This window comes from Coprococcus sp. AF16-5 (assembly GCF_003479365.1).
GTDB classification, from domain to species: domain Bacteria; phylum Bacillota; class Clostridia; order Lachnospirales; family Lachnospiraceae; genus Coprococcus; species Coprococcus aceti.
In genome coordinates, this window is the sequence record NZ_QUGZ01000004.1 from 241,942 (window position 1) to 265,676 (window position 23,735).

Genomic DNA, 23,735 nt, shown 5'->3' on the forward strand with positions numbered 1-23,735 from the left:
CACGATCTTAGGGAAAAGTTACTGATATGATCGCGTTTCAGTTGAACTCCGGCTTAAATGGCATGATGTGAGGGAGCGCTATGACTGATGTTCCGCTGAGTGCGGAGAAATCCACCATACCCATGCACACTGCTACTATATATCCAACCACAAGTCCGAACAGAACTGAGAGCTGCTTCCAGTATGACTTTGCAAATATATGGACGAGCAGACAGCACGCCAGCGTCACTACTCCAATGGAGTCTTTTTCCTGCATCTGTGGCTCTGTCGTGCAATACATACATGACTTTTTGTCGCATTTTTCTAATTTTTTTAGTATAATATAAACGTTGTGGGCAGCTTCTGATAACACTTGCAGCTCACAGCGTATATCAAATAATATCGGGTGCTTTGTATTTGACAGCACCTAAAATATGGAGGGATAACTATGGCATGGTATGATGAGGCAGTTTTTTATCACATTTATCCACTGGGACTTACGGGAGCCCCTAAACAGAACGACTACGGTGAGCCTGTTCACCGCTTAAACACCCTGCTTCCATGGGTGGATCATATAAAGGAGATTGGCGGTTCAGCACTGTACATCGGACCACTCTTTGAGTCAGTCGGACACGGCTACGAGACTACAGATTACAAGAAGCTCGACTCCCGTCTCGGAACAAATGAGGACCTGACAGCATTTGTGGCTTACTGCCATGAACAGGGAATAAAGGTCATCTTCGACGGAGTGTTCAACCACACAGGCCGTGACTTCTTCGCATTCAAGGACATCCAGGCAAATAGAGAGAATTCACAGTACAAGGACTGGTACTGCAACGTGAATTTCTGGGGCAACAACGAGTACAACGACGGTTTCTCTTACGACAACTGGGGAGGCTACAACCTTCTCGTCAAGCTGAATCAGAAGAATCCTGCTGTCGTTGACTATATATGCGATGTGATCCGTTTCTGGGTGAGTGAGTTCGATGTGGACGGAATCAGACTTGACGCTGCGGACGTCCTTGATTTTGATTTCATGAAGGCACTGCGCCGCACAGCAAATGAAGTGAAGCCGGATTTCTGGCTCATGGGTGAGGTCATCCACGGCGACTACAGCCGCTGGGTAAACGGCGAGACTCTTCACAGTGTCACCAACTACACACTTCACAAGGCTCTGTACAGCGGCCACAATGACCACAACTATTTTGAAATCGCGCACACTGTAAGACGTCTCCAGAACATGGGAACATTAAAGCTCTACAACTTCGTAGACAACCATGATGTGGAGCGTATCTATACAAAACTTACCAATAAGGCTCATTTTGCACCTGTACATGTATTGCTCTACACTCTTCCGGGTGTGCCTAGCATATACTACGGTTCAGAATTTGGTATTGAGGGACGCAAGGAATATGGCTCAGACGACAGCTTAAGACCAGCTCTCAATATAGAAGATTACAAGGATTCAGTAAAAACCAACCCTTGCACAGCACTCATCGCCGCACTCGGCAAGGTACGTCAGGCCGTTCCTGCACTGTCATATGGCAGCTACGATGAGCTGATGCTCACCAACAGACAGTTCGCATACGCGAGGGATCTTGACGGAACACGTGTCATCGTGTCAGTGAACAACGACGATGCCCCAGCCGGAATGCACCTTGCAGCAGGGAACTGCACAGCATACATCGGCGCCCTGTCAGGCGAAAAGGTATCTGTACAGGATGGTCATATCAACATAACCCAGCCTGCAAACAGTGGAGAGATCTGGGTGCCTGAGGGAACAGACCTGGATGTAAAGCCGGTTAAGGTTGTGACGAAGACTGAGAGCGAAGCTAAGACCAACACAGAAGATAAAGCAGCATCTGAAACAGCTACCGATGCAAAAGGCAATAAGGAAGCTGAACCAAAGATAGAATCCAAAGAATCCAAAGACATTGTGACTGCTACAGAATCTGCAGATGCTAAGAAAAACACAACCAATACTGAGAAGAATACTGCTGCCAACACCCCGGTTGATCCAGAAACCATCACAGTTGACTGGAGCAAGTCTCCGGAATCCATGACAGTTCCTGAACTTCAGGCTGCTATCCTGGCAAAGCTTGCAGGCAACGGACCTGTTGATGCGCAGATGAAGAAGACTGTCACAGACAACATCTGGCATGACTCTCTTGTGAACTGGCTGAAGAGTTTCAGATAAAATTACGTAGAAACAGCCAGGTGCATATTCTCCAAATTGGAGAACATACACTTGGCTATTTTTTCACCTAAAAATCAACAAATTGCAGCCTGCGGCCATCAAACCTGATATAACCATCAAAAAAACTGCTGACCATATCGCCTGACTGCTGAATATACCGCTGTTTTCCAGATAAAATTCGTACGGATTTTCTGGGTTGATATAAAGATATACCACATCGCCTTTACTTATATTCAGTCCATATACATATGTCTGCTCATACACTTTATACTGCTTATCCCTGTATGTAAATTCAAATACTCCCGCCTCCGGATATCTTCTGCCGGCTCTCATATCCTGTCTCATATCTGCACGTACATCATGGCATACAGCTTTCACAGTAAATGAACATCTTCGCTCAAGCGCTTTTCTCTTACATATCACAGAGAGCAGTGTTATTGCACTGACCACAAAGAATGCACAGGCAAATATCTCTGCATAAAATGCTCCAACATTGCAATTTTCTCTCCCCAATATCCGTTCCGGGAGCAATACTATCTTATCCGCAAAAGAGCCATCTTTCACAGCACACGCCGCCCATATCAGCGCCGATGCAGCACCGGCAAACACAGATATGAACACTATACCGATGATGCTCCCCCGCTTTCGCTTCTTAATCATCGGAATAAGAGTCTTTAGAATTATGACAAGAACTATCCCGGCAAAAAACTGCCCCACAACAAGCATAACAGCATCCGTTCCGATCTCACTTGCAACAAATCCGGCTATAATACTGGCAACAAACCATATGCCAAATATTACGCCTCCAATTTTCTCAGGCATAGAAACATTTTTTTCTTCTAAATTGTTATTTCCCATATCCCCCACCTCTCAGCAAATATCCCGCAGCGATCCTACTGCTCCCTGAACTTTATCTCGCCCGTAGCAGCGTCCATGCTGTCCACTATCGCAAGCGACTCAAGATGATATCCTAGATTCCTGATGACCTGACCACCTGTCTGGAAGCCTTTCTCAACTGCTATTCCGATTCCTTCAACGCTGGCACCTGCCGACTTCACTATGGAGATGAGTCCCTGAAGCGCACATCCATTTGCAAGGAAATCATCTATGATAAGAATCTTGTCCTCAGGATTGATGAACTTCTTGGACACGATGACCTGATTCTTGCACTTGTGTGTAAATGACTCTACCTCTGCCACATACACATCGCCCTCTATGTTGATGCTCTTTGACTTCTTCGCAAATACAACAGGCACATCAAAATGTCTGGCAACAACACAGGCAATGCCTATTCCGGATGCCTCTATAGTAAGGATCTTGTTGATCTCTGTTCCCTCAAATCTCTTCTTGAACTCCTCACCGATCTGATCAAACAGACGTATATCCATCTGGTGGTTCAGGAAACTATCCACCTTGAGAACATTGCCCTCCTTTACTATTCCATCCTTAGTTATTCTCTCTTCCAAAAAATTCACGTCGTAATTCCTCCTTGAATACCTGTCAAATACGAATCCGTCCGTACTCGCTCATTCTCTAAGTTCCAAACGCCATCTTCACCAACACTTTTATGCCATACGGAAATTATCCTCATCTCAATCTGACGTTACTGATTCGTATGTAATCATAATTATAGACATAATACAACAACAGTCTAAGTTTTTCCACCCTAATTATGTACATTCATAGCATACATTCATATGCAACTTTTACATACGGTGTATTCAAGTAAACCACCACCGAACGCAAATCTCACAATCACTAGATAAGTCCCCTGTTAGATGCCTCCCTGACCGCCCCGGCCTTATCAGTCACCCCGAGTTTTCTGTACACTTGATTCAGGTGATACTTTACATTCGCCTCCGACATGTTGAGTCTGTCCGCTATCTTCTGCCTAGACAAGCCCTCTGCCTGCAATTTAAGTATGGCTGTAGCAGTCTCACTGAGCTGAACATCATCCACTCCCGCTTTCATATATCCGGGGTAGTATCTCGTCATACTCTCAGTCTCCTTCTGCAGTTGTCTGAAATATGCCCTTCTTGCGGCTATCTCCTTATCGTCAGCACCATCTTTCTCGACTTTCCATCCACAGGTATTTATAAGAGAATTCACCGCCGCACCTTCCCTAGATATAACCCTTGTAAAGCTATATTCCATCGCAGTATCAATAGCATGGCACATCGCCTTTTTCCAGTCATCATTTTTTAATCGCTGCAAAGCTACAGCCATCAGCACACTACATTCTATCCCTATATACGTACGGGACATCATCTCAGCATAATATCTCAGCTTTGTCAGCAGCGAATATGCCTGTTCATTCCGTCCGCTTTGAAGGTATACTCTCACTTTGGTTAGATAGATAAACCTGTCATATATCCTGAATTCAACGTTTTCATCCGGAGCATTTTCCATCCAACCTGTAACACAGGCTCTATCTCCTCTGTACAGGCTGCATCTGGTCTCAAATGCATATATATTGGGAAGGAGATTTTGTCCTTCCTCTTTTTCAGCCTTTCCCTCTATTCCATTCAAAACCTCAAGAGCCTCCTGTGGCTTTCCGTTCTGCAAATGCAGCCACGCCAATATACCATCAGCAACAAAGCACTGCTCGATTTTTCCTCCTGCTTCCGCCTGCATTCTGCCCTTTGCCGCAAGCGTTGCCACCTCGTAATTATCTCCGCTCTTTTCAAGAAAACTCTCCGCCAAAGCAAGATTTACAAGACCTTTTCCGTATTTTCCAAGTACAAACTCAACAATCCTGCCAACCTTCGACGCCAGCTCTCTGTCCCTCTTGCTCCACTCACAGAAATCTTTTCCGCCATTCATCATTGATGGCAGATTGGATGTAACCGACCATTCCTGTATTCTTACTTCTTTATTAAAAACCATGGTGTATGCTGACTTCAAAAGCTTTAATACATCAACACTCCCCCTGTGCGGCAGACCAATATCCAGATACAGCAAAAGTCCCTTTGCATTTTTCCTGGCACTTCCCTGGTTTTCATCTGCATATAATTTTAGTCTGTCGTACCATCTTTCACTCTCATCAGGATTTAGAAGGAGTGACTGCAGCATGCTCATACCACACATAAGCTCAGGACTTTTCTCGATGACATAATCCGGAAGTTCCAGGTAATATTTTTTCAGATCATAGTAATAACCACTGTTCGCCGCATGTCTGGCATTATCAACAAGTATTGAAACTATTCGCTCTGTAACTCCTGCATTTTCATACATCTCCAAAGCTTTCCTTATATCTCCGTTAAGTCTGTAAAACAGTCCGGCATTCTCATACAGGCCTCTTATACGCTCTTTCTCGTACTTCCGCTTAAGACGTCTGCGCATAGAGACCCTCATGTGAAACTGCAGTTGATATTGTGTATTGCCATCCTTATCCATCCGGCTGGTCATAAAGTTTCCAAGCCACTTTGCCCTCTCGATCAAAAGCTCACTGTCACTTCTTCCGGTTATCATCTCAGCCTGTTTTGTTGTAAACTCATCCACCACGGATATTTCCATGAGAAATTCCTGCATTTCCACATCCCAGTTATCATACACATGATACTCAAGGTAATTACACATCTCATCCTCAACGCGTCTCGAAAAATCATTATACATATCATCTGTTATCTCGCTTGTATATGCCATTTCCATGTATTTGATGTGGCACATCTCCACAGCCAGCGGAAGTCCTGTAGTCTCATAGTACATTCTCTGCACTTGTGCCTCATTGATACTAAATCCAGCGTATTCAGCATACTTCTTTATATCCTCCAGACTGAACATAAGCAGCTTGCTGTCCACCACATAAAATCCTTCTTGAAATCTTACAGCAGAAAGCCATGGGGGAACCGGACACCGGCCAACGAGTATAACCCATACGTCTTCTCTTCTAATGAGTTCTATGATCTGCTCCCTCACTGTGTCCACATCCCCCCATGAGAGCTCGTGCAGATTATCTATGACAATTATTTTTCTTGCGTTGCTGCTTTCTACCACAAGGTCATCCGGTCTGATACCGCCGGCATCCACCACCATATACTTACGTGTTCCAAGATATCTGCTGACAAGAGTCGTCTTTCCCGAACCACTGACCCCGAATATATATGCAGTTACATTCCCTTCATCCGCTGTCTTCAGAAGCCTCCAGGCTTTTTTCGGTTTTATAAAACAGCCTTTATTACCCGAAGCCGTATTCCCCATATGTACAAATCTCCTTTTCTCACTTTTTAATCCCGGTATAGATAATCAACACCCTGTATATATCAGCAAAGGTGCCTGCATCCAGCCCCAACGGGCCGGATATCAAGCACCTCATGCAGCTACTATTTTTATTTTACTATAATCTGCACAGCCTGTGTAGTGCCATTTACAGCAATTACATAGACCGTACACTTTCCTGCGGCCTTTGCCTTTATTCTTCCTTTGGCATCAACTGTAGCAACATTTTTATTTGTACATGCATACAAATACCTTGCACCATGTGTGCCATCAAGCACCTTCTTGCTGGCATCTGCCTTGGTATATCCAGGTTTAAGCTTAATCGTCTGCTTAACTCCCAACACGTAGCTCTTCTGTGGAAGCAGAACCTTCTTGATGTTGGTATATTTGCTGCTATTGGTAACTATATGAAGCATGACACTATTGTCTATATACTTCTTCTTACCATTTACCAGCTTATATGCCTTTACTCTCAGCTTGATCGTATCTAACTTAGCAAGTGATTTGCCATTAATGCTGGATATTGTAACTCGGGTTGCCGATGCGCCCTTTACCGATTTAATAAGACTTTTCGAGTTAAAGTTTACATAGCACTCCTGTGCATATATATCATATCCGTCAGCCTTGTTAACCTTACCCCACACAACTGTCACTTTGTTTCCGGATACTACTGCATGGATATTCTTATTGATACCAGCTGTATTTTGTGCCGGTATTTTTGCTACAAACCTGGCATTGATTTTCATATTCTTATTTGCAGCAACCTTTACCGAAGTTTTTGTACTCTTGAAGCTTCCTGTCCAGCTTCCAAGTTTACAGTTGTTTGCCGCCTTTGCCGTGCAGATAAGAACCGTTCCCTCGATCACTGATGCACCATTCTTAACTGTTTTGCCTTCTGCAGTCTTGATTGTGATCGATCCGTTTTCAGTCTTTCCAATAGCTACCTTCACATACCTGAACTTGAATGCCGCTCTTATATTCATGTTCTTTGTCACCGTAAGTTTCACTGTAGTACCAGTCTTGCCTTTGGCATCTCCGCCCCAGGCTGACAGATCACAATGCTTTGCAGGAATTGCCTTGCAGATGATATCTGTGCCTTCCTGAACCAGCTGTCCGTTAGATATCTTCTTACCGTCAGCTGTTGTGACAGTTACCGTACCATTCTTCACTGTGGCAATACTTACCTTTGCATATCTTGCCTTGAAGGCTGCTCCCACTGTGATACTTCCGTCAAGGGCTTTTTCAAATGTGCTCTCAGCCTGATCTGCCGCATCCTCTGTCCATGCGTCAAAGTCATAGTACATATCCGGTGTTGCTGTGTATGTAAGAACAGTTTTCTCGTCAATCATTTCACCGTTCTCCACCTCTGTGCCATCTGGCTTTGTCACCTTTATGTTTCCATGCTCTGTATCTGCTATTGTTACAGAGTAAAGCTTAACTGCATCAACTTTAAACTCCATATTCTTTGTGACGTTTACATCACTTACAAGATATGCTCCTGTCTCAGTTCCATCCTCTGCAAGCACTGGCTGGACTGACATGATATTCTCTGACTCCTCTGAATTTTCAGCGTTCTCTGGTTCATCAATGATTATATCTCTGATTCTCCAGCCCTCAGCAGGTGTAATAACAACACTCGCATCTCCGTTCTCTCTTACCATATTATCAAGAACTACGCCATTGTCATTCTTGAATACCACATTGTCTGGTATCTTTGTAAGTTCTGTTATAGTGTAAGCTGTCTCCGGTGTGCTTTCACCACCTGCAGTCTCTATCAGATTATTATCTCTGTCATAATTTCCCTCTACAGGAATGGCATATCCAACTCTGTCAACAAGCTCTGCACTTACCTCTATGCTGTTTGTAACATCATTTAAAAGTATCTCGTTGGTAAATCCAAAGTCAGTGCCAGACTCTTCCTTGACAACCTTTCCGCCTCTGATGTACTTAACTGTCCATGCCTGGATCATATAATCATCAGAAGGTGTTATGGCAAATCTTACATCCTTGCCAGAACCTATTCTCACTAAGTTATTCTCAGCATTTATTGGCTTAAGTCCGCTTATATCTCCATCCTCGCCGACATAACCTGTACTGATGTCTATATTGTCATATTTCTTAACTTCATCCTCATTCTTGAATATTACATTTACAAGAAGTGATGGTGCGATATATGCATATATCTCTGCATCCTTTGTTATGTCTGTCAGCTTGTATGTGAGTTCATCTGAATCAACATCTGCTCCGTCAACTGTCCAGTGCTCAACTGTGTTGTATTCATCCTTCGGTGCAACTGTAATTGTAAGATCCTTATGTCTCTTGAGCTTAACCTCTCCTGATACGATCTCAAGTTCCTCACCGTCAGAAGATGCAGTGATCTTCGCCGATCCGGTTCCTGTTGTACCTACCTTAACTGTATACTCTGGAATCTCCACAAACTTAACATATACTGCCACATCTGTGTAGATAGTCTTCACCTCATAGGTAGTCTGCTCCAGTTCAGTTCCTTCTATAGCCTGTGTACACTCAGGATCAAGATACCAGCCCTCGATCATCTGGCCATCTGCAGGAGCTGCCGTAAATACTGCATCTCCGCCGGATACCTGGCTATCGCCACTTGTGATCTCAGCCTTCTCGTCCAGTCCATATACCGCTGTCACAGCTCCAAGAGCAGCATCATTTGCCTCAAAGGTTATAACTGACTTGAGTTCCTGCTTAGCAAAGTGAGCAACAACATCTATGTCAGATGCCACCTTGTCAACCACAAATACGTTGCTGCCAAGCTCCTCTGCTGTGTAATCCTTTGTTCCCTCTGCTGTCTTTACTGTGTATCCCGTACACTCCATATACAGATCCGGAATAGCCGTAAACTTAAGCTCTCTGTCTCCTCTGATCTGTGCAGAATTACCTTCAAGCACTTCATCTGCTGTCACGTTCTCTGCCTCTATCTGTCCGGCTCCGTCCGCTGACCATGTTATCTTATACACAGGTCTGTCAAACACAGCCCTCACATCAACTCTCGTATCCTTTGGCACTTTGTATGCAAATATCTTCTCTGCCACGCCCTGACTGATTCCATTTACAAGCCAGTCTGCAACTTCGTATCCTTCTGCAGCCGCCGCTGTGAATTCCACATATGAAGCAGCACCTATCATATCTCCTGATTCGAGCACCAGCTTTGTAGATGTGATCATGGCGCTCACCTCACCTGTTCCCTCTGTCTCAGGACCAAATGTGAGTACATCACCAACCAGCTCAAGACCAGCCATAACTGTCACATCAGATGAATCTCCGGCAACCGTGATCTTAAGGGTATCATTTACTTTCTTGTCTGAATATAACTTTATATTCTCCGTCTCGCTTGTCAGCTTATGTCCATTTATGATCCATTCTTTTACATTGTATCCATCATCAGGCACAACCTTGAATGTGATGACAGAATCTCTGTATATGTCTGTGATCTGCGCAGATTTGCTCTCCGTCGCATCACTTATGGTATCTCCTATCTGTATGTATGAAGGAAGATTTTTTCTTGACACATCTGCGCTTATAGAGCCGTGTGTCTTTCCTGACGTCTCTCCAGCAGAAGCCTTCTCTATCACCTTCAGAGAATACTCAGCCTTCACGGATGGTGTTATCTTTTTGTATGTGGCATTTACTGTCACATCCCCTGTAAATCCATCTGCCGGAGCACTCCACGTAAATGTGTATCTCTCTGTTCCGGACTCAGCATCCGCAGTCTCAGCCAGTTTTCCTTCTCCGCTGTCCTCCGCAAGACTGAATACATCCTCTCCTGCATAATTTACCTTTATGTCAGCTATCTCATAATTTCTCTTCGCCGCAAATGTGAATTTCAGATCATCCTTACTTGCATATGCGATACAGCCGCCATTTGCCAGATCAGAATCTCCTGACTTTGCAGTCATCTCTGTGTCATTTCCTGATGTCCACGACACAACCGGCTGTTTGTAGAAGTATACGACAACCTTTGTATCCTTGCCGAGATATTCAAGTTCATACCTCTGGGCATCAGCACCTTCTGCCTCAGCATCAACCTTCTCGCCATTTACCTCCCAGTATGCTATCTCATAGCCTTCATTTGGAGTTGCTGTAAATACTATGTCACTTCCCTGAAGCTGCTTGTCACCGGATGCAAGTGCGTCTGCACTTCCGTTAGCCACAGCATCTACCACACCAGCTGCATCATCATCCGCACCATATGTCACCTTGTATCTGTTCGGCGCAGTGTACTTAACTGTATAATCGAGGTCTGAAGCTATATCATACACTGTCATCGTCCTGAGATCCGCTGATATAGTTCCAAGTTCCTGTCCATCTGCTGCTAACCATCCGTCGAGAAGGAGTCCTGACGGAACTGTAACCTGAATGGTTACGTTGTCGCCTCGGCTGACTTCATATATACCGTCTTCACCGCTCTCTATAGTCACTGTGCCGTCAACTCGCTGAGCCTTGACTGTGACATCCACACCTGTTGTCACTGTAGTCTTTCCATCGCTTCCAACAGTTACAGGCGAGACTGATATTTTGAAATTCTGTGCCTCTGCAAAATATGCCGTGATAAGTGTATCCTCGCTGATCTCCTCTGCATCATATGTGAGAGATGTGTTATTTGTCACTCCATCTTCCGCGAGAACGGTCTCTGGAACTCCATCTTCTCCCGTAACAGTCCAATGATCCAGAACATATCCTGCTGCCGGAACCGCAGTGAGTCTTACCTTCTGTTCTATATGAATGTTTGCACCTGAACCGAACGATTTTCCAATTGTTCCATCCGTCACATAGTTTGCTTTGAGTGTTCCGTGAGCCTCATTGTCCGGCTTGTATGTCAGCTTGTGATATACAGGCTCAAAGTTTACTGCTACATTCATGTTTGCTTTCAGCTTAGCCATCTGGATCTGGTCATCGCTGCACGCCTTGCCACCGGATGTTCCACACTGTGGATCCGTAACTGTCTTTCCATTTAGTGACCAGCTCTTAACCTTGTATCCCTTATGAGGAGTAGCAGCTAAAGTGATCGTTGAGTTCTCAGGGAGTCTTGTTCCACTGTCAACTGTGAGTCCGTCACTGTTTTCATTTCCAGGCTGCTGGTACTTGATTGAAACTGTACCATGTGTATTTGCCGGCCTGGCAGTAACTGTGTACACGTTTCCTGTCAGTGTGTATGATGCTTTAACCAGGTTTATTATATAGTTCTCCTCAAGTTCATTCATAACCTGTGAATGCTGATCGCCCACCTTGACGTATGCAACATCTATATCATATATACCCGGCAGCAGCCCACTTACTCCAACTGATCCGAGCTCGTAATCCCTGTCTCTCTGAGGCATTATGTCAGTATCCCATGCCTTGAGACCTGTTATCACCGCATCCTCGCACTCTCTTACAGAATCATTTACACTTTTCTCTGTATCCTGGGCAGCTATCTCAAGCTGTGCCCTTCCAACATTTATATTCTTCTGAGTCTTGTCTCCGCCATTTGATGCCGTTATCTGGAACATTCCAATAGACTTCGGCATAAACACGCCGTTTGCAAGTTCGTATTTGTCTGTGTCCTCAAATTCTCCTGTCTTATTATTCTTTATCTTGACAGTGTATTCTGAATCGTCCGTGATATCCTGAAGCTTTCCTGTATTGTCGTATGACACTCTCTCCAGAGACATCTTCACTGAATCTCCATATCTTACATTATCCTGCATGGTCAGATTCATGTTCGTCTTTCCCTCAAATGAGGTATATATAGCCATCGAGTCAGATATACTGTCGTTGTACTGTTTGTTTCCTGCAAAGTATACATATACGTTGTATATTCCCTGTCCGGATGGCTCCCACTGTGCAGTATAGCAGCCATTTGCTCTGTCATACTTACCAGCTATGCGCTTGCTCTCAGGTCCTGTGATGACAAATTCCACATCTCCCTGTACATCCTCACCTGACAGTGATTTCGGCTGACAGCTGAGTGTGATCTTGTCTCCTGTATATGTGACCTCTGCCCCTGTGGTCTCAGATCTCACCGTCTTGGTCTGATATACCGATTTGAGATCAGTTTGGACCACCTTGACAGTATCTGACACATTAAGAGTCTTCTTTGAAGTCATAGTAAAACTTCCGCTTTCACTACCTGCCACATAATAGTACACCGTACTGTCTTCACTTCCCGATGTGTTTCCGAGAAGATAGAAGTTCTTGCTGCCATCCTCTGATACCCATTTTGCGAGTATCCTGTCATATGTAACATCATCAGATGCATATGACACCTTTTCACCTGCATAATCAGCTGCATTTACGCTGATCAGCTTGTAAGTATTGCCATCAATATCTGCGATGAAATCTGATTCACTCACACCATATGCCGTGCCGCCCACATCAGATGCTTTAAATGTCTGTGATTCATCCACGTAACCATCGCTGTCCTTTTTGACGCTTACGCTGCATGGATAGTAATTCTCGTCACTATCTTTCCACATATAGTTTGTTCCGTCGCTGACAAGAATATATTCCATGACTCCGGATGTGACTGTTATAAGATTTCTCTCCTTAGTCACGTTCTCCACCTTTGTAGTCTCTGAGCCCGATGCCCTGACTACGCTGCCATCCGACAGATCTTTATTCTGGGTATCGTTATGCGCCAGAAGCATGACCTTGCTGTCCGCCTTATTTACAGTGAGTGTCGCAGTCTTGGTGTAGAGTGTGATGTCGTTGTAATAAACTCTGCATCGATATTCGTTTCCATCCATTTCATCACTTACATCAGTAAGTCTGAGCGTAGGATTGCTGCCTCCTGTCGATACGCTTCTCCATCCATTATCTGTATTAACCTGCCAGTTGTATCCAACGCTCTGGTTTACTCCATCCCCATCATAATAAACCGCATTTGCCGCAAATTCTGCATTTCCACCGGCAAACGTATTTGTATCATCAGGGTTCTTTGTTATATGGAAGTTAGAACTGTCCTGAAGTGTCGTCGCGGTCGCCGGACGGCTGAACAGACTCTTTGAACCATTTGCCTGAAGAGCTCTCACCGCAAATGTGTAAGTCCTGTTGGAATATAGTCCCTTCACTTCATAGTCAGTAACTGTATATGGCACAACTGCCTTGCTGTTGTAATTACCTCCTGCATCAACGATACAGACCTCATAGTAATCTGCATCATTGGACGGTGACCACTCAAGACTGACACTGTTTCTCGTTGTGTCGACAACAGAAAGTCCCATCGGCATACGCGCCGGACGAACAACATTCTTAACATCATAGCCAATGACGAACACTGAATCACTGTCGCTGTTCAGCTTTGCAGTGTTCACCCGCAGCTGCCAGTCAAATGAGAAGCCTGTGCAGTCTGCCGGAACATTGTCCACCGTTCCACTGTATGTAACACCATTCGAGCTTACACGGGTGTAACCAAGACCCGCATGCTGGCTTGATGTCACACCGACAATGACCTTATTACCGAGTCCTCCGCCTCCAGCACCAAGCTTTTCGTTCGCCTCAAGGAACACTTCAGTCGAATACTCGTTCTCATCAGTCACAGATATCGTCTGAGTCTGATCTGCACCAGAGCTGGCATTTACAGAAGAATAATTGTTATTTCCACCTGACTGATAGGTGTACTTTAATTTACCTCCAAGAGTCTGGTATGTAGCAGGGTCTCCCGCTGTGTTATTCAGAATATTATTATATATCTCGTTGAGACCCTTGCTCCTTCTTGCAACCTTGTCGTAATCTGCCACATCTATGATTGAAGTTGAAGGTCCGAGACATACCGGCATAACCACCGGCTCCCATTTTCTCGCAATCGGATCATATATGGAGTATTCGTAATACATATATTTCAAACAGTACAGAACAACCTGATCAGAACCTCCACCTGCGGCATTATATGTTATCTCATATTCCGTTGTCTTTGTATTTGCATATTCAAAGCTTGCTCCATACGAAAGTTCAACCTCTACCTCACCTGCTCCGATGAGCTGGATCTCCGACGACACATACGCGCCAACTGATATTGACAGGTTAGTTGATACCGTGTTCGATGAACCTTTGCTTGTTGAATATGATGTTCCACCGTTATTTACATATTCATATACTTCCTGAACATCATCAAAATACGGACTTGCCTGAAGGATTGCATAGACCTCTGGATTTGTGTATACCGGATACTCTCCCTCGTACTTTAACCGCACACTGTCATTATCAATATCCGGAAGACACAGTGAAACAAATGTTCCATACATATCCTGTCTGCTGTTCGACTGGCATACTACACCCTCCTGACTGCTGTATGGGCTGCCGCCATCCATAGAAAATGTCGCTATGTCCAGCCAGTAATAATCATCTTTATCATTGAGTTTCTTCTCTCTGTGCACTCCCACAACGCACACAAAACTCTGTCTGTAATTGTTCCCCTTGGCATCCTTATCGACACAGCCAACCCTGACATCGCCGATCCACACCTGATCTTTTTTCTTCTTGTCGTTGCCCTGATTGCGCTGGTCGGTACATATACTCATGCTTCCTATCTCCGAACCTGTTATTCCGCCATCTTCCAGTGAGAAAGCATATACCTCTGCGCCAAAAAGCACACTGTCATTTTCATTATTGCCGTTCATGCCCTTAAGGTCTGCACACGCAAGCGCCAGAGGTGCATTCACAGGTCTGTAATATTCTTTATTTTTAACCTCGTGATATTTCACGATTTCTTTACTCTTAGTCCCCAGGCTTCTCGTATGATAATCTGACAACACATAATTATCCGTCAGACTATCGTAGTATACGTATCTGTATGCAGCCTGCGTGGCTTCATATTCCATCTGCAAATATTGAGAATTACTCGAATAATATCCACCAACTATAAGTCCTGTGACCATGGCTCCTGATCCAGGATACTTAAACCGGCCAAATGCACAGTTTGCAGCATACATTCCGTAGTTCTGTTTTTTGCCATCTGTGTCTCCAAGTGACACTTCATTCAGACCTTCTATAGGGACAAGTCCGCCGTCTTTATATGTATAGACGGTCATATGACCTGCCTTTGCCATGTTGCGATTCTGAACTGATCCAGATACGGCAACCGCGGCCTCATCCCGGCCATCCTGCTCCAGATCACCGCCGGCCAGAGTTACCACAGGAGCTCTTCCTATGCCATAATCACACCACGATCCACCCGTTCCACTTTCATAATTAGATGCAAGCCCGCCCGGTATGCTTATATTATTTCCCTTTGTGAACCTGCCGTTTCCCTTGCCATAATATACATCGACTATGGCATAGCGTATGTTCTGATCGTTTATATTTCTATCCTCGTAAGTTCCACAGTATACGAGAAGATCTTCAAAGCCATCTCCATTCAGATCGGCCTTTTCGATCTCAAACATCGCATCCAGCTCCTGCTGGTATCTTCTGATAAAATACAAAAGTCCATCGCTATATGTAGAATTCTTGTTTAAAGTAGGGGTAAGCGTAGCAATTGAATATCTTGTACCATCAGCTGCTATCTTGAAAATATTCACATCTATCTTTCCGCGGTACTCCTTGCCGTCTATGACAGTTTTAATACTTTTCCATCCAGCTGGACTGAATACTTTATCTCCATGTACTCTTAGCTCCGCAACGTAGTTGGTTTTTCCGTCGCCTCCATCAAATGCAACGCTTGTCGCATACAGGCCGTTAAAACCATTACTGTCCTTTTTTAGAACATTTCCCATGTTGCTACTTATGTTACTGTCTCCCGATCCGCCGTGTTCCACTTTCACATTATCTTTGCCAAGATCATAGAAACCATACGCTCCGTACAGATTGCCAAGGCTGCTGTTTACCTTTGTAGTCCTGTCCTTGAAATCTCCAATCCTGTCAAATCCGTCTCGCACAGTGTACTTGTTTCTGTAATTGCCGTTTGCCGCAACGTATACCTCATTCACCTCTGCAAATGTAGATATATTATCCTTGTCATACGGCACCGCAGCTTTGCTTTTGTCTATATCGGTGCTGAGACCCAGAGCTTTGTATGTACTCTCGTCAATCTCTGTCTCGACCACCGTCTTGCCTGTTTTCTTCGAGCTGTCCGCCGCGTATGCTTTTTGTCCGGGAATAAATCCGGACAGCATAGATAGCACCATACTGGCCGTCAGCGCCCAGCTTATCGCCCTCTTTCTCATAATTTCTTCCTCCCTTTCACTTAAAAAACTAACCATGAGCACCAGCCGTTTTAAGCTGACACATTCTGATATCAATAATATATTTACAATTATAATTGCTATGTTTTTACATGTACACTAACCAAAAGGCTAGTAACAGGAGGTAAAAACAACTTTTTTGCAAAAAAATCCACAGAACGTACCGTCTATACTGTACGCCCTGTGGATCGTAATAAACATCTAAACTATTCTGTTACATGCCATATATGAAAGGATCATTCCACCGACTTAAGCGATTCCGCCATATTTATCTTATCAAGCTTGACTGACATGACTCTGTTGACAAGGAAATTGAACACAAATGTCAGAACGATACTGTACACATAGCTCATCGGCGCTATATATGTATCAAATGCGACCATATCCACCTTGATCTGTCCTATGACAAATGCATGCAAAAACACTCCAAGCACAAGTCCCACAGCGATTCCAAATGTTGTCAGGACTCTGTTCTCCCTGAACACATAATCTGAAGTCTCGTTTTTGAAAAATCCCAGAACCTTTATGGTTGCTATCTCCCTGAGGCGCTCTGTGATATTGATATTTGTCAGGTTGTAGAGAACGATAAATGCAAGCGCCCCCGCCGAGAGTATAACTACAATTACTATATAATTCAGACTCTCCATCATCTTAGATATCCTGTTCTTCATATCCTTGTTGATAGTCACTGATGCTGTTGCTGCATCACCCATAAGATCAGCAGATATCTCGTGCGAATCTGCGCCTTCCTCAAGATTGAAGTACACCGATTTGTACTGAGGTGCTTCCCCCATCTGATCCTCATATGTTTCAGGTGATATATACACATAGTTGTATACATGATTCCTGAATATGCCTGATACGGAAACTCTTATCTCTTTCATCTCGCTGTCTCTGACCGTTATTACATCGCCCGTTTTGATGTCGTACTGTTCTGCCAGCGCAGTATTGATCACAGCTTCCCCTTTGCCCGGATATTCTATCTTCGCACCATCTTTATCCGCCAACTTCATATACCTGTCAACGTGCTCAGGTTCTTCCATGATGACCATGTTCACGGACTTTACGCCACCATCATGAACCAGATCCCAGGTAGATTCACTGACGAGATCATAGCAGGAGGTATCCTCCTCCAGCCGGTCTTTCAGACTACTGAAGCGCTCATCTTCTCTATCACCCGCAATCGGTGTATTCAGCGTTATCACTCCATCTCCGACCTGTATCTCCCCATATTGATTGTCCGCAAATCCGCTTATGGAATCATTTATTCCAAAGCCTGTGAGCAGCAGCGCAGTACAGCCGCTTATTCCTATTATCATCATAAAAAAACGCTTTTTATATCTGAATACATTTCTGACACTTACCTTTCTCAGAAATTTCAGTCTCTTCCATATAAATGGGATATGCTCAAGGAACACCCTCTTGCCCGGCTTCGGAGCCTTAGGCCTCATAAGACTTGCCGCAGTCTCAGAAAGCTCGTATCTACAGGAAAACCAAGTTGTACCTACAGTGCACAAAAGGGATGCTGCCAGCACGCCAATAACCAGCGTCCAGTCTGTGGTTCTCTCAAGCGGCACATGTATATACATCATATGATATGCATACCAGATAACCTCCGGAAATACATATGTACCTATAAGATATCCACCTGCACATCCTACTACAGCTGCAGTTCCCGAATAGATCATATATTTTCCCATGATAGCCGCCTTGCCATAGCCGAGAGCCTTCAACATGCCTATCATAGAGCGCTGTTCCTCAACCATTCTGTTCATGGTAGTCATACACACGAGCACGGCAACCAATATGAAGAATACCGGAAATACCTTTGCAACTCCATTCACTATGTCTGAATCGCTCTCAAAGCAGACATATCCGATATTCGTCTCCCTGCCGAGTATGTAATAATTCACACCATCTGCATCATCCAGCGTTATGTCCTTCACCATATCCTCCGTCATACCCTTTGCCATGAGGATATCCTTATATCTGTCCAGTACACTGGTCTTACATATTGACTCCCATTCGTCCTTCCTGTCGTCTATATAGTCTTCATACTCATCGGCATACATATCAAACTTTCTGTCAAATTTCACATATACATCGGTGTAGCATTCGCTGTCAAATGCTTCAGGGCTGACATATACAAAGCCCGCGATCTTACCATTTCCAAGGGTTGTGGTGCCTCTTTCAAAATTAATATAAAGAGGGGAGTTGACAGTTCCGACAACGGTGAATTTCTTCACCTTAAGGATATCCTGTGTACTGCTGTCCTCACCTTCTGCTGCATCGTCATCTGCCACCTCTATGACATCACCTATCTTTATACTGTCCATCTTGGCATCTACAACACATTCATCTTCCTTTTCCGGCATGCGTCCGTCCACAAGACTCAGTTTATTGATGTTTTCCGGAACTGACATAGTCTTCAACACCCTGTCATTTTCACCCTGGTTCTTGTATAGGACGTCCAGACTATAACCGCCCTCAGCGTACAGCACATCCTTCTCCCCGGCAAATGAATCCACGTCATCATCCGTATATCCAAGAGTTGACAGAAGATGCAGATCATAGAAATTTCCCTTGTCAAGGAAATTCGATATGGTATTCATCATGTCCGGCTTCGTCATCTTGAGACCCGAGAAGAATCCCACGCCCAGGGCTATGATCGCCATGATGGCTGCAAATCTTCCAAATGTATTTTTTATCTCACGAAATGTCGTGCGTCTCATCATTGATTTCATAGGCCACCTACCATTCCAGATCTTCAACGTTCCTGATGTTATCATTCATAACCACTTTCTCCACAGTTCCGCTCTTAACCGTGATGACTCTGTCCGCCATGGCTGTGAGTGCCTGGTTGTGCGTTATGACTATAACTGTCGTTCCCGTATTTCTGCATGTATCCTGAAGGAGCTTCAACACAGCCTTGCCTGTGTTGTAATCCAGAGCTCCGGTCGGCTCATCACAGAGCAGAAGCTTTGGATTCTTTGCAAGCGCCCTTGCTATGGCAACTCTCTGCTGCTCACCACCTGAGAGCTGTGCCGGGAAGTTCGCCATACGATCCTCAAGTCCCACCTGCTTCAGAACCGTTGCAGCATCCAGCGGTTCCTTACAGATCTGTGCCGCCAGCTCCACGTTCTCAAGTGCTGTGAGGTTCTGTACCAGATTGTAGAACTGGAACACGAATCCCACATCATACCTTCTGTATGCCGTGAGCTGTCTCTTATTCAGAGTTGATATCTCTCTGCCATCCAGCTTCACGCTGCCGCTTGTCAGAGTGTCCATACCGCCAAGTATATTCAAGATAGTAGTCTTGCCCGCACCGGAGGCTCCGACTATGACACAGAACTCTCCCTTTTCTATCTCAAAATCCACATCACGGAGAGCATTGATCTCCACCTCTCCTGTCTTGTATACCTTCTTAACATCTTTAAATTCTACGTAGCTCATCTCACACCATCCTTCCACTGTTCTTTCTTACAATCTCATCCAGACTCCACAGCCTTGCCTCGGTCACCCTGTCAAATTTGATCTCTATCCACTCTTCCGTTCCAGGCTTATATATTCCCGCAAAATCATCATTTTGTATTATCTCACAGTCCATCTCCAAAATAAACTTCTCTTCATCATCAGAGAGAACGACAACTGTAAAATCCAGATTTTCTTCCCCCGGCAAAATGTACCGATTTATCAAATGCCCCTCCAGAAGTCCGGGATCGTCAACAAACAAAACTATATGCCTATATCCGCCTACATTCTCGCTGTTCACAAAATAATCCAGAGTACCATTTCTTTTCTGAAGCTCATTTGCCAGCATGTCTAACAAGCCCTTCACATCAGCTTCTCCTGCGGCAAAAGAGATTTCTCCATTCTTACGGTCCGCCAGATAAAGCTCATCATATCCTACCCATTCACCATCACCCGGATCACAGGCAAATGCTAGCTGAATCCTGTCATTTGTCTCATTTATCTCAAGCTGGCCTATGATATTTCTCGCTATATCAAATGCACTCTTTTTATTTCCATCACTTACTATTCCTATAACCCCGGTACGGCTGAGATCCAGCACCACCGGCAAGTCGTGGATAACTGCCGTTTTTATCTTCACCTCATTTGCAACGTCTGTGAGCTGTACCTCTCTCTCCCGCTTTCCGCCAGCCTCCTGAACCACCACATGATCAGATATATCCACACTGCCAAGCCCCAGTCTGACCATAAGATGATTGCAGGCCCTCGATCTATTCAGACATTCAGCCTGCGCCTCCGAAAAAAAGATTTGGACTACAGGATTGAATCTATCTCTCATATTATCCAAAATTTCCGTCTTATCGATCTCGATCAATCTGCACAAATGCTTTGCATAATTATTTCTCCTGATAGATTCAAGCTCCCCACGTTTCTCTTTCCCCGGTCTTGTCGAAAAATCCGCTATAGTACCCGGGATTACCCGCATCACTCCGAGGCCAATACACATAAGTATGAGCATAATGAAACCATACAGGTCTATGCCGGCGAATCCTATTGGATGCCAGCGCCCTCTATAGTAATACCCTTTCATGTCAGGATTCCTGCCCTTACCATTTACTGCCATAACTATCACAATCACAGCGATCACTGCCACAATGAGAATTTCCACCAGAAGTATCTTCATATTAAGCTTGTTCTGATTTTGGGGCGTAGAGGCCTTAGGCAGTACAAGCTTGTCCGGCGGCAAAAGCTTCTCATCCAGCTTACCCGTTTTTCTGACCTTATCTGTTGTTTCCGTTCCTTCCGCATTCTCCATATTTTTCATATTCCCCATGTGTCCCAAATCTATTATCCCATCAACACTCAATATATTTTAGTTCGAAAATATATCAGTCTGTCAAGTCCGACAATATATCCCATAAATATTTGTTATATATATTATACATCAGTAACCCCATATTCAGAAATCAAATTTATATATTGCTGTTCCCACGACAAAAAAAAGTCCCCCATACCTGCCTGATGCAGATACAGGGGACCTTTGTCTCATATACTATTTATGCTTTTTTGACTTTGGTGTAGCCGGTTCTTCAGCTGCTGCAGCGTTGTGATTTGCTGTTGCATATACCTTCTGAACTGCTTTCTTTTTCTTCAATGGATGCTTTGGATTTTTATCCATTTTGAACACTTCCTTTCTGTTTTCCTAAAATGTTATATAACAGAAATCTGCAGTGCATATGTCAAACGGTCATGTGCACCACCGGTTGTGCTATCCTTTTCTTATCTTTGACTATGTTATAGTCCTCTATGCTAGCAATGTCAATAGGTGAGTGCTAATTATTTTGTGAAGATTTTGTGAAGATTAGGTACTCGCATATTAACCGGGAAAGCGTACTGCCCCTCGGCAAAGATATGGTTCAGATACCCCCAATTTCCCCGCGGTTCATTGAAACCATTTTCTCAATTGGATATATTGTGGGTGTTATTAGCAAAAAGGAGCTGACAGCCATGCCAAGTCATCCCTTGAAAACAAGGCCATAAAGACCCCCGATGCAAATCGGATTATAGAGGCAAATATAGTCTACAATGTAAGAACCGGCGAACAGCTTACCAGGAGAAGACAAAATGCCAAGGGCTTCGAAGAGCTTCTTGACTGTGCCGGTGTCCTGTTCCTTGAAAATAACCAGACAGGAAATCTGATCATCAATCCCCCGCTTTCATCCATCGATGACCTGATGAAATATATGCAGATAGATTTTCTGCAGCCGATATACACACTCACATTCAGCAACGGACTCAGAGGCGGGCACCATACTTACATACCCTATCGCCAGGGCAATGGGCCTCGATGCCGGTTCTTCAGCCGCAGTCTCCATCATCGGCGGTGCGGACGGACCTATGGTTTTATTTGCATCACTCAAGCTGCTCATACCGAAGAGCATAAGAGGCAAAGCCATCGTCAGGGAACAGAGAAAAAGCAAGATCACATCCAAACAAAAGCTGGTTCCTGAATGAACAGGTGCTCAAGCTCCTGATCCTTGGAATGCTCGCGCTGCTCCTCTCAGGTATCGGCGGAATAGTCGGAGGCTACATCGTATACCTCTTCAAACGTGGAAACTTCAACCCTACTGTCGGTATTGCCGGAGTGTCATGCGTACCTTCTACCGCAAAGGTCGCCCAGAAGGCGGCATCCAAGGCTGACCCTTCAGCATTTATTCTCGACTACGCCCTGGGCGCAAATATCTACGGAGTTATAACGACTGCGATACTTACGGGAATTTATATAACGCTTTTGAGTTAAAATTACATGGTTTTATATACACAAAATGCCACAGCAGTTTTATGCTGCTGTAGCATTTGCTTTACCCTATTGCTTTGTGTATAGATTTAACTGATTGTCTGTGTCACGTCCTGCATACATTACTCTAAGAATGGTTACAACCTTTTTATCGCTATCAGGAATATAAAATACCACATAATTATCTACTAGTAATACACGAAGTCCACGGCTTTTCCACGGTTCTTTCTCGTATCTTCGATAACGCTCCGGCATCGTATCCAGACTTAATATCTACTCTTCCAGACGGTCAAGCTGTCCGCTTGCGTTTTGAGAAGATTGTAATTCAAAGGCAATATATTCAAAAATTCCTCTCAGATCATTGTCAGCCTGCTCGGATATCTCTAATTCATATATCATATTCCATAATCCTTACGAATGTCAGTAGAGACCTTTTTAGCATTTTTCGTCCGTCCAGCCTGCATATCAGCATATCCTTTCTCCAATTCTTCATCGAACTCTGCATCTGATAATGTGCTGATGTCAACAGGTCTGTCATATGGTATTTTTACTTCAAATGGAAGTCCTCTCTGTAAGATAATCTGTTTATAAAACATATTTATAGCACTAGAAGCAGGGATACCCAGTGTAGCCAAGATACTTTCTGCTTTTTCTTTGACATCTGGTTCAATCCTTGCATATAAATTTGCAGATTTTGTAGCCATATAAAGCATCTCCTTTCATAAGTAGTGTTTCCATCTATCCTTAATTATAAGCATATGTCCGCACAACAGCAATACTTTTATCTCAAATAGAAATACACTATCATACACTTACTCATATAAGAAAAATATGTGGGAAGCGTATTGTATTGCTTCCCACTCTTTAATGTTAATTGCGCTAC

General features: G+C 44.2%; 14 protein-coding genes. 2 read left to right on the plus strand and 12 right to left on the minus strand.

Features of this window, described 5'->3' with window-relative positions; translation table 11 throughout:
- Window positions 1-37 precede the first annotated feature (37 nt).
- Window positions 38-280, minus strand: coding sequence for a solute carrier family 23 protein (locus DWW70_RS15240; protein WP_015534066.1), 243 nt, complete (start codon window positions 278-280; stop codon window positions 38-40).
- A gap of 147 nt (window positions 281-427) precedes the next feature.
- On the opposite strand from DWW70_RS15240, the gene DWW70_RS11800 reads away from it, so the two are divergent.
- Complete coding sequence (locus tag DWW70_RS11800; protein ID WP_118649905.1) at window positions 428-2,176, plus strand: alpha-amylase family glycosyl hydrolase; 1,749 nt, start codon at window positions 428-430, stop codon at window positions 2,174-2,176.
- Between the two features lie 63 nt (window positions 2,177-2,239).
- On the opposite strand, the gene DWW70_RS11805 is transcribed toward DWW70_RS11800, so the two are convergent.
- The 8 genes from DWW70_RS11805 to DWW70_RS15345 all read right to left on the minus strand — a co-directional run bounded on the left by DWW70_RS11805 (window position 2,240) and on the right by DWW70_RS15345 (window position 21,733).
- Complete coding sequence (locus DWW70_RS11805; protein ID WP_004849874.1) at window positions 2,240-3,034, minus strand: hypothetical protein; 795 nt, start codon at window positions 3,032-3,034, stop codon at window positions 2,240-2,242.
- A 35-nt stretch (window positions 3,035-3,069) separates the two neighbouring features.
- Window positions 3,070-3,651: a xanthine phosphoribosyltransferase gene (locus tag DWW70_RS11810; RefSeq protein ID WP_004849872.1), complete on the minus strand. Its 582-nt coding sequence runs from the start codon at window positions 3,649-3,651 to the stop codon at window positions 3,070-3,072.
- Window positions 3,652-3,934: 283 nt separating this feature from the next.
- On the minus strand, window positions 3,935-6,376 hold the full coding sequence (locus tag DWW70_RS11815; protein ID WP_118649906.1) for a LuxR C-terminal-related transcriptional regulator: 2,442 nt from the start codon (window positions 6,374-6,376) through the stop codon (window positions 3,935-3,937).
- 128 nt (window positions 6,377-6,504) lie between these two features.
- Window positions 6,505-16,566, minus strand: coding sequence for an InlB B-repeat-containing protein (locus tag DWW70_RS11820; RefSeq protein WP_158576555.1), 10,062 nt, complete (start codon window positions 16,564-16,566; stop codon window positions 6,505-6,507).
- Window positions 16,567-16,820: 254 nt separating this feature from the next.
- Window positions 16,821-19,373, minus strand: a complete 2,553-nt coding sequence (locus DWW70_RS11825) for an ABC transporter permease (protein WP_118649908.1) — start codon at window positions 19,371-19,373, stop codon at window positions 16,821-16,823.
- A complete protein-coding gene (locus DWW70_RS11830) occupies window positions 19,336-20,037 on the minus strand; it encodes an ABC transporter ATP-binding protein (RefSeq protein WP_015534070.1) in 702 nt (233 codons plus the stop codon). The genes DWW70_RS11825 and DWW70_RS11830 overlap by 38 nt, the downstream gene beginning before the upstream one ends.
- Before the next feature lies 1 nt (window position 20,038).
- Window positions 20,039-21,370 (minus strand): hypothetical protein, encoded by a 1,332-nt coding sequence (locus tag DWW70_RS11835; protein ID WP_055145693.1) that lies wholly within the window; start codon window positions 21,368-21,370, stop codon window positions 20,039-20,041.
- A gap of 237 nt (window positions 21,371-21,607) precedes the next feature.
- Complete coding sequence (locus tag DWW70_RS15345; RefSeq protein ID WP_004849860.1) at window positions 21,608-21,733, minus strand: hypothetical protein; 126 nt, start codon at window positions 21,731-21,733, stop codon at window positions 21,608-21,610.
- A gap of 840 nt (window positions 21,734-22,573) precedes the next feature.
- Between DWW70_RS15345 and DWW70_RS15020 the strand changes: the two genes are divergently transcribed.
- Window positions 22,574-22,855, plus strand: coding sequence for a sodium ion-translocating decarboxylase subunit beta (locus DWW70_RS15020; RefSeq protein ID WP_055145690.1), 282 nt, complete (start codon window positions 22,574-22,576; stop codon window positions 22,853-22,855).
- A 66-nt stretch (window positions 22,856-22,921) separates the two neighbouring features.
- On the opposite strand, the gene DWW70_RS15580 is transcribed toward DWW70_RS15020, so the two are convergent.
- From DWW70_RS15580 to DWW70_RS11850, 3 genes are read right to left on the minus strand one after another with little or no spacing between them, the layout of a single operon-like run.
- On the minus strand, window positions 22,922-23,107 hold the full coding sequence (locus DWW70_RS15580) for a type II toxin-antitoxin system RelE/ParE family toxin (protein WP_442852314.1): 186 nt from the start codon (window positions 23,105-23,107) through the stop codon (window positions 22,922-22,924).
- 18 nt (window positions 23,108-23,125) lie between these two features.
- Window positions 23,126-23,251: a hypothetical protein gene (locus tag DWW70_RS15585; protein ID WP_015534075.1), complete on the minus strand. Its 126-nt coding sequence runs from the start codon at window positions 23,249-23,251 to the stop codon at window positions 23,126-23,128.
- The gene (locus DWW70_RS11850) at window positions 23,248-23,556 is read right to left on the minus strand and encodes a type II toxin-antitoxin system RelB/DinJ family antitoxin (protein WP_015534076.1); all 309 of its coding nucleotides are present in this window, start codon (window positions 23,554-23,556) and stop codon (window positions 23,248-23,250) included. The genes DWW70_RS15585 and DWW70_RS11850 overlap by 4 nt, the downstream gene beginning before the upstream one ends.
- Between the last annotated feature and the right edge of the window lie 179 nt (window positions 23,557-23,735).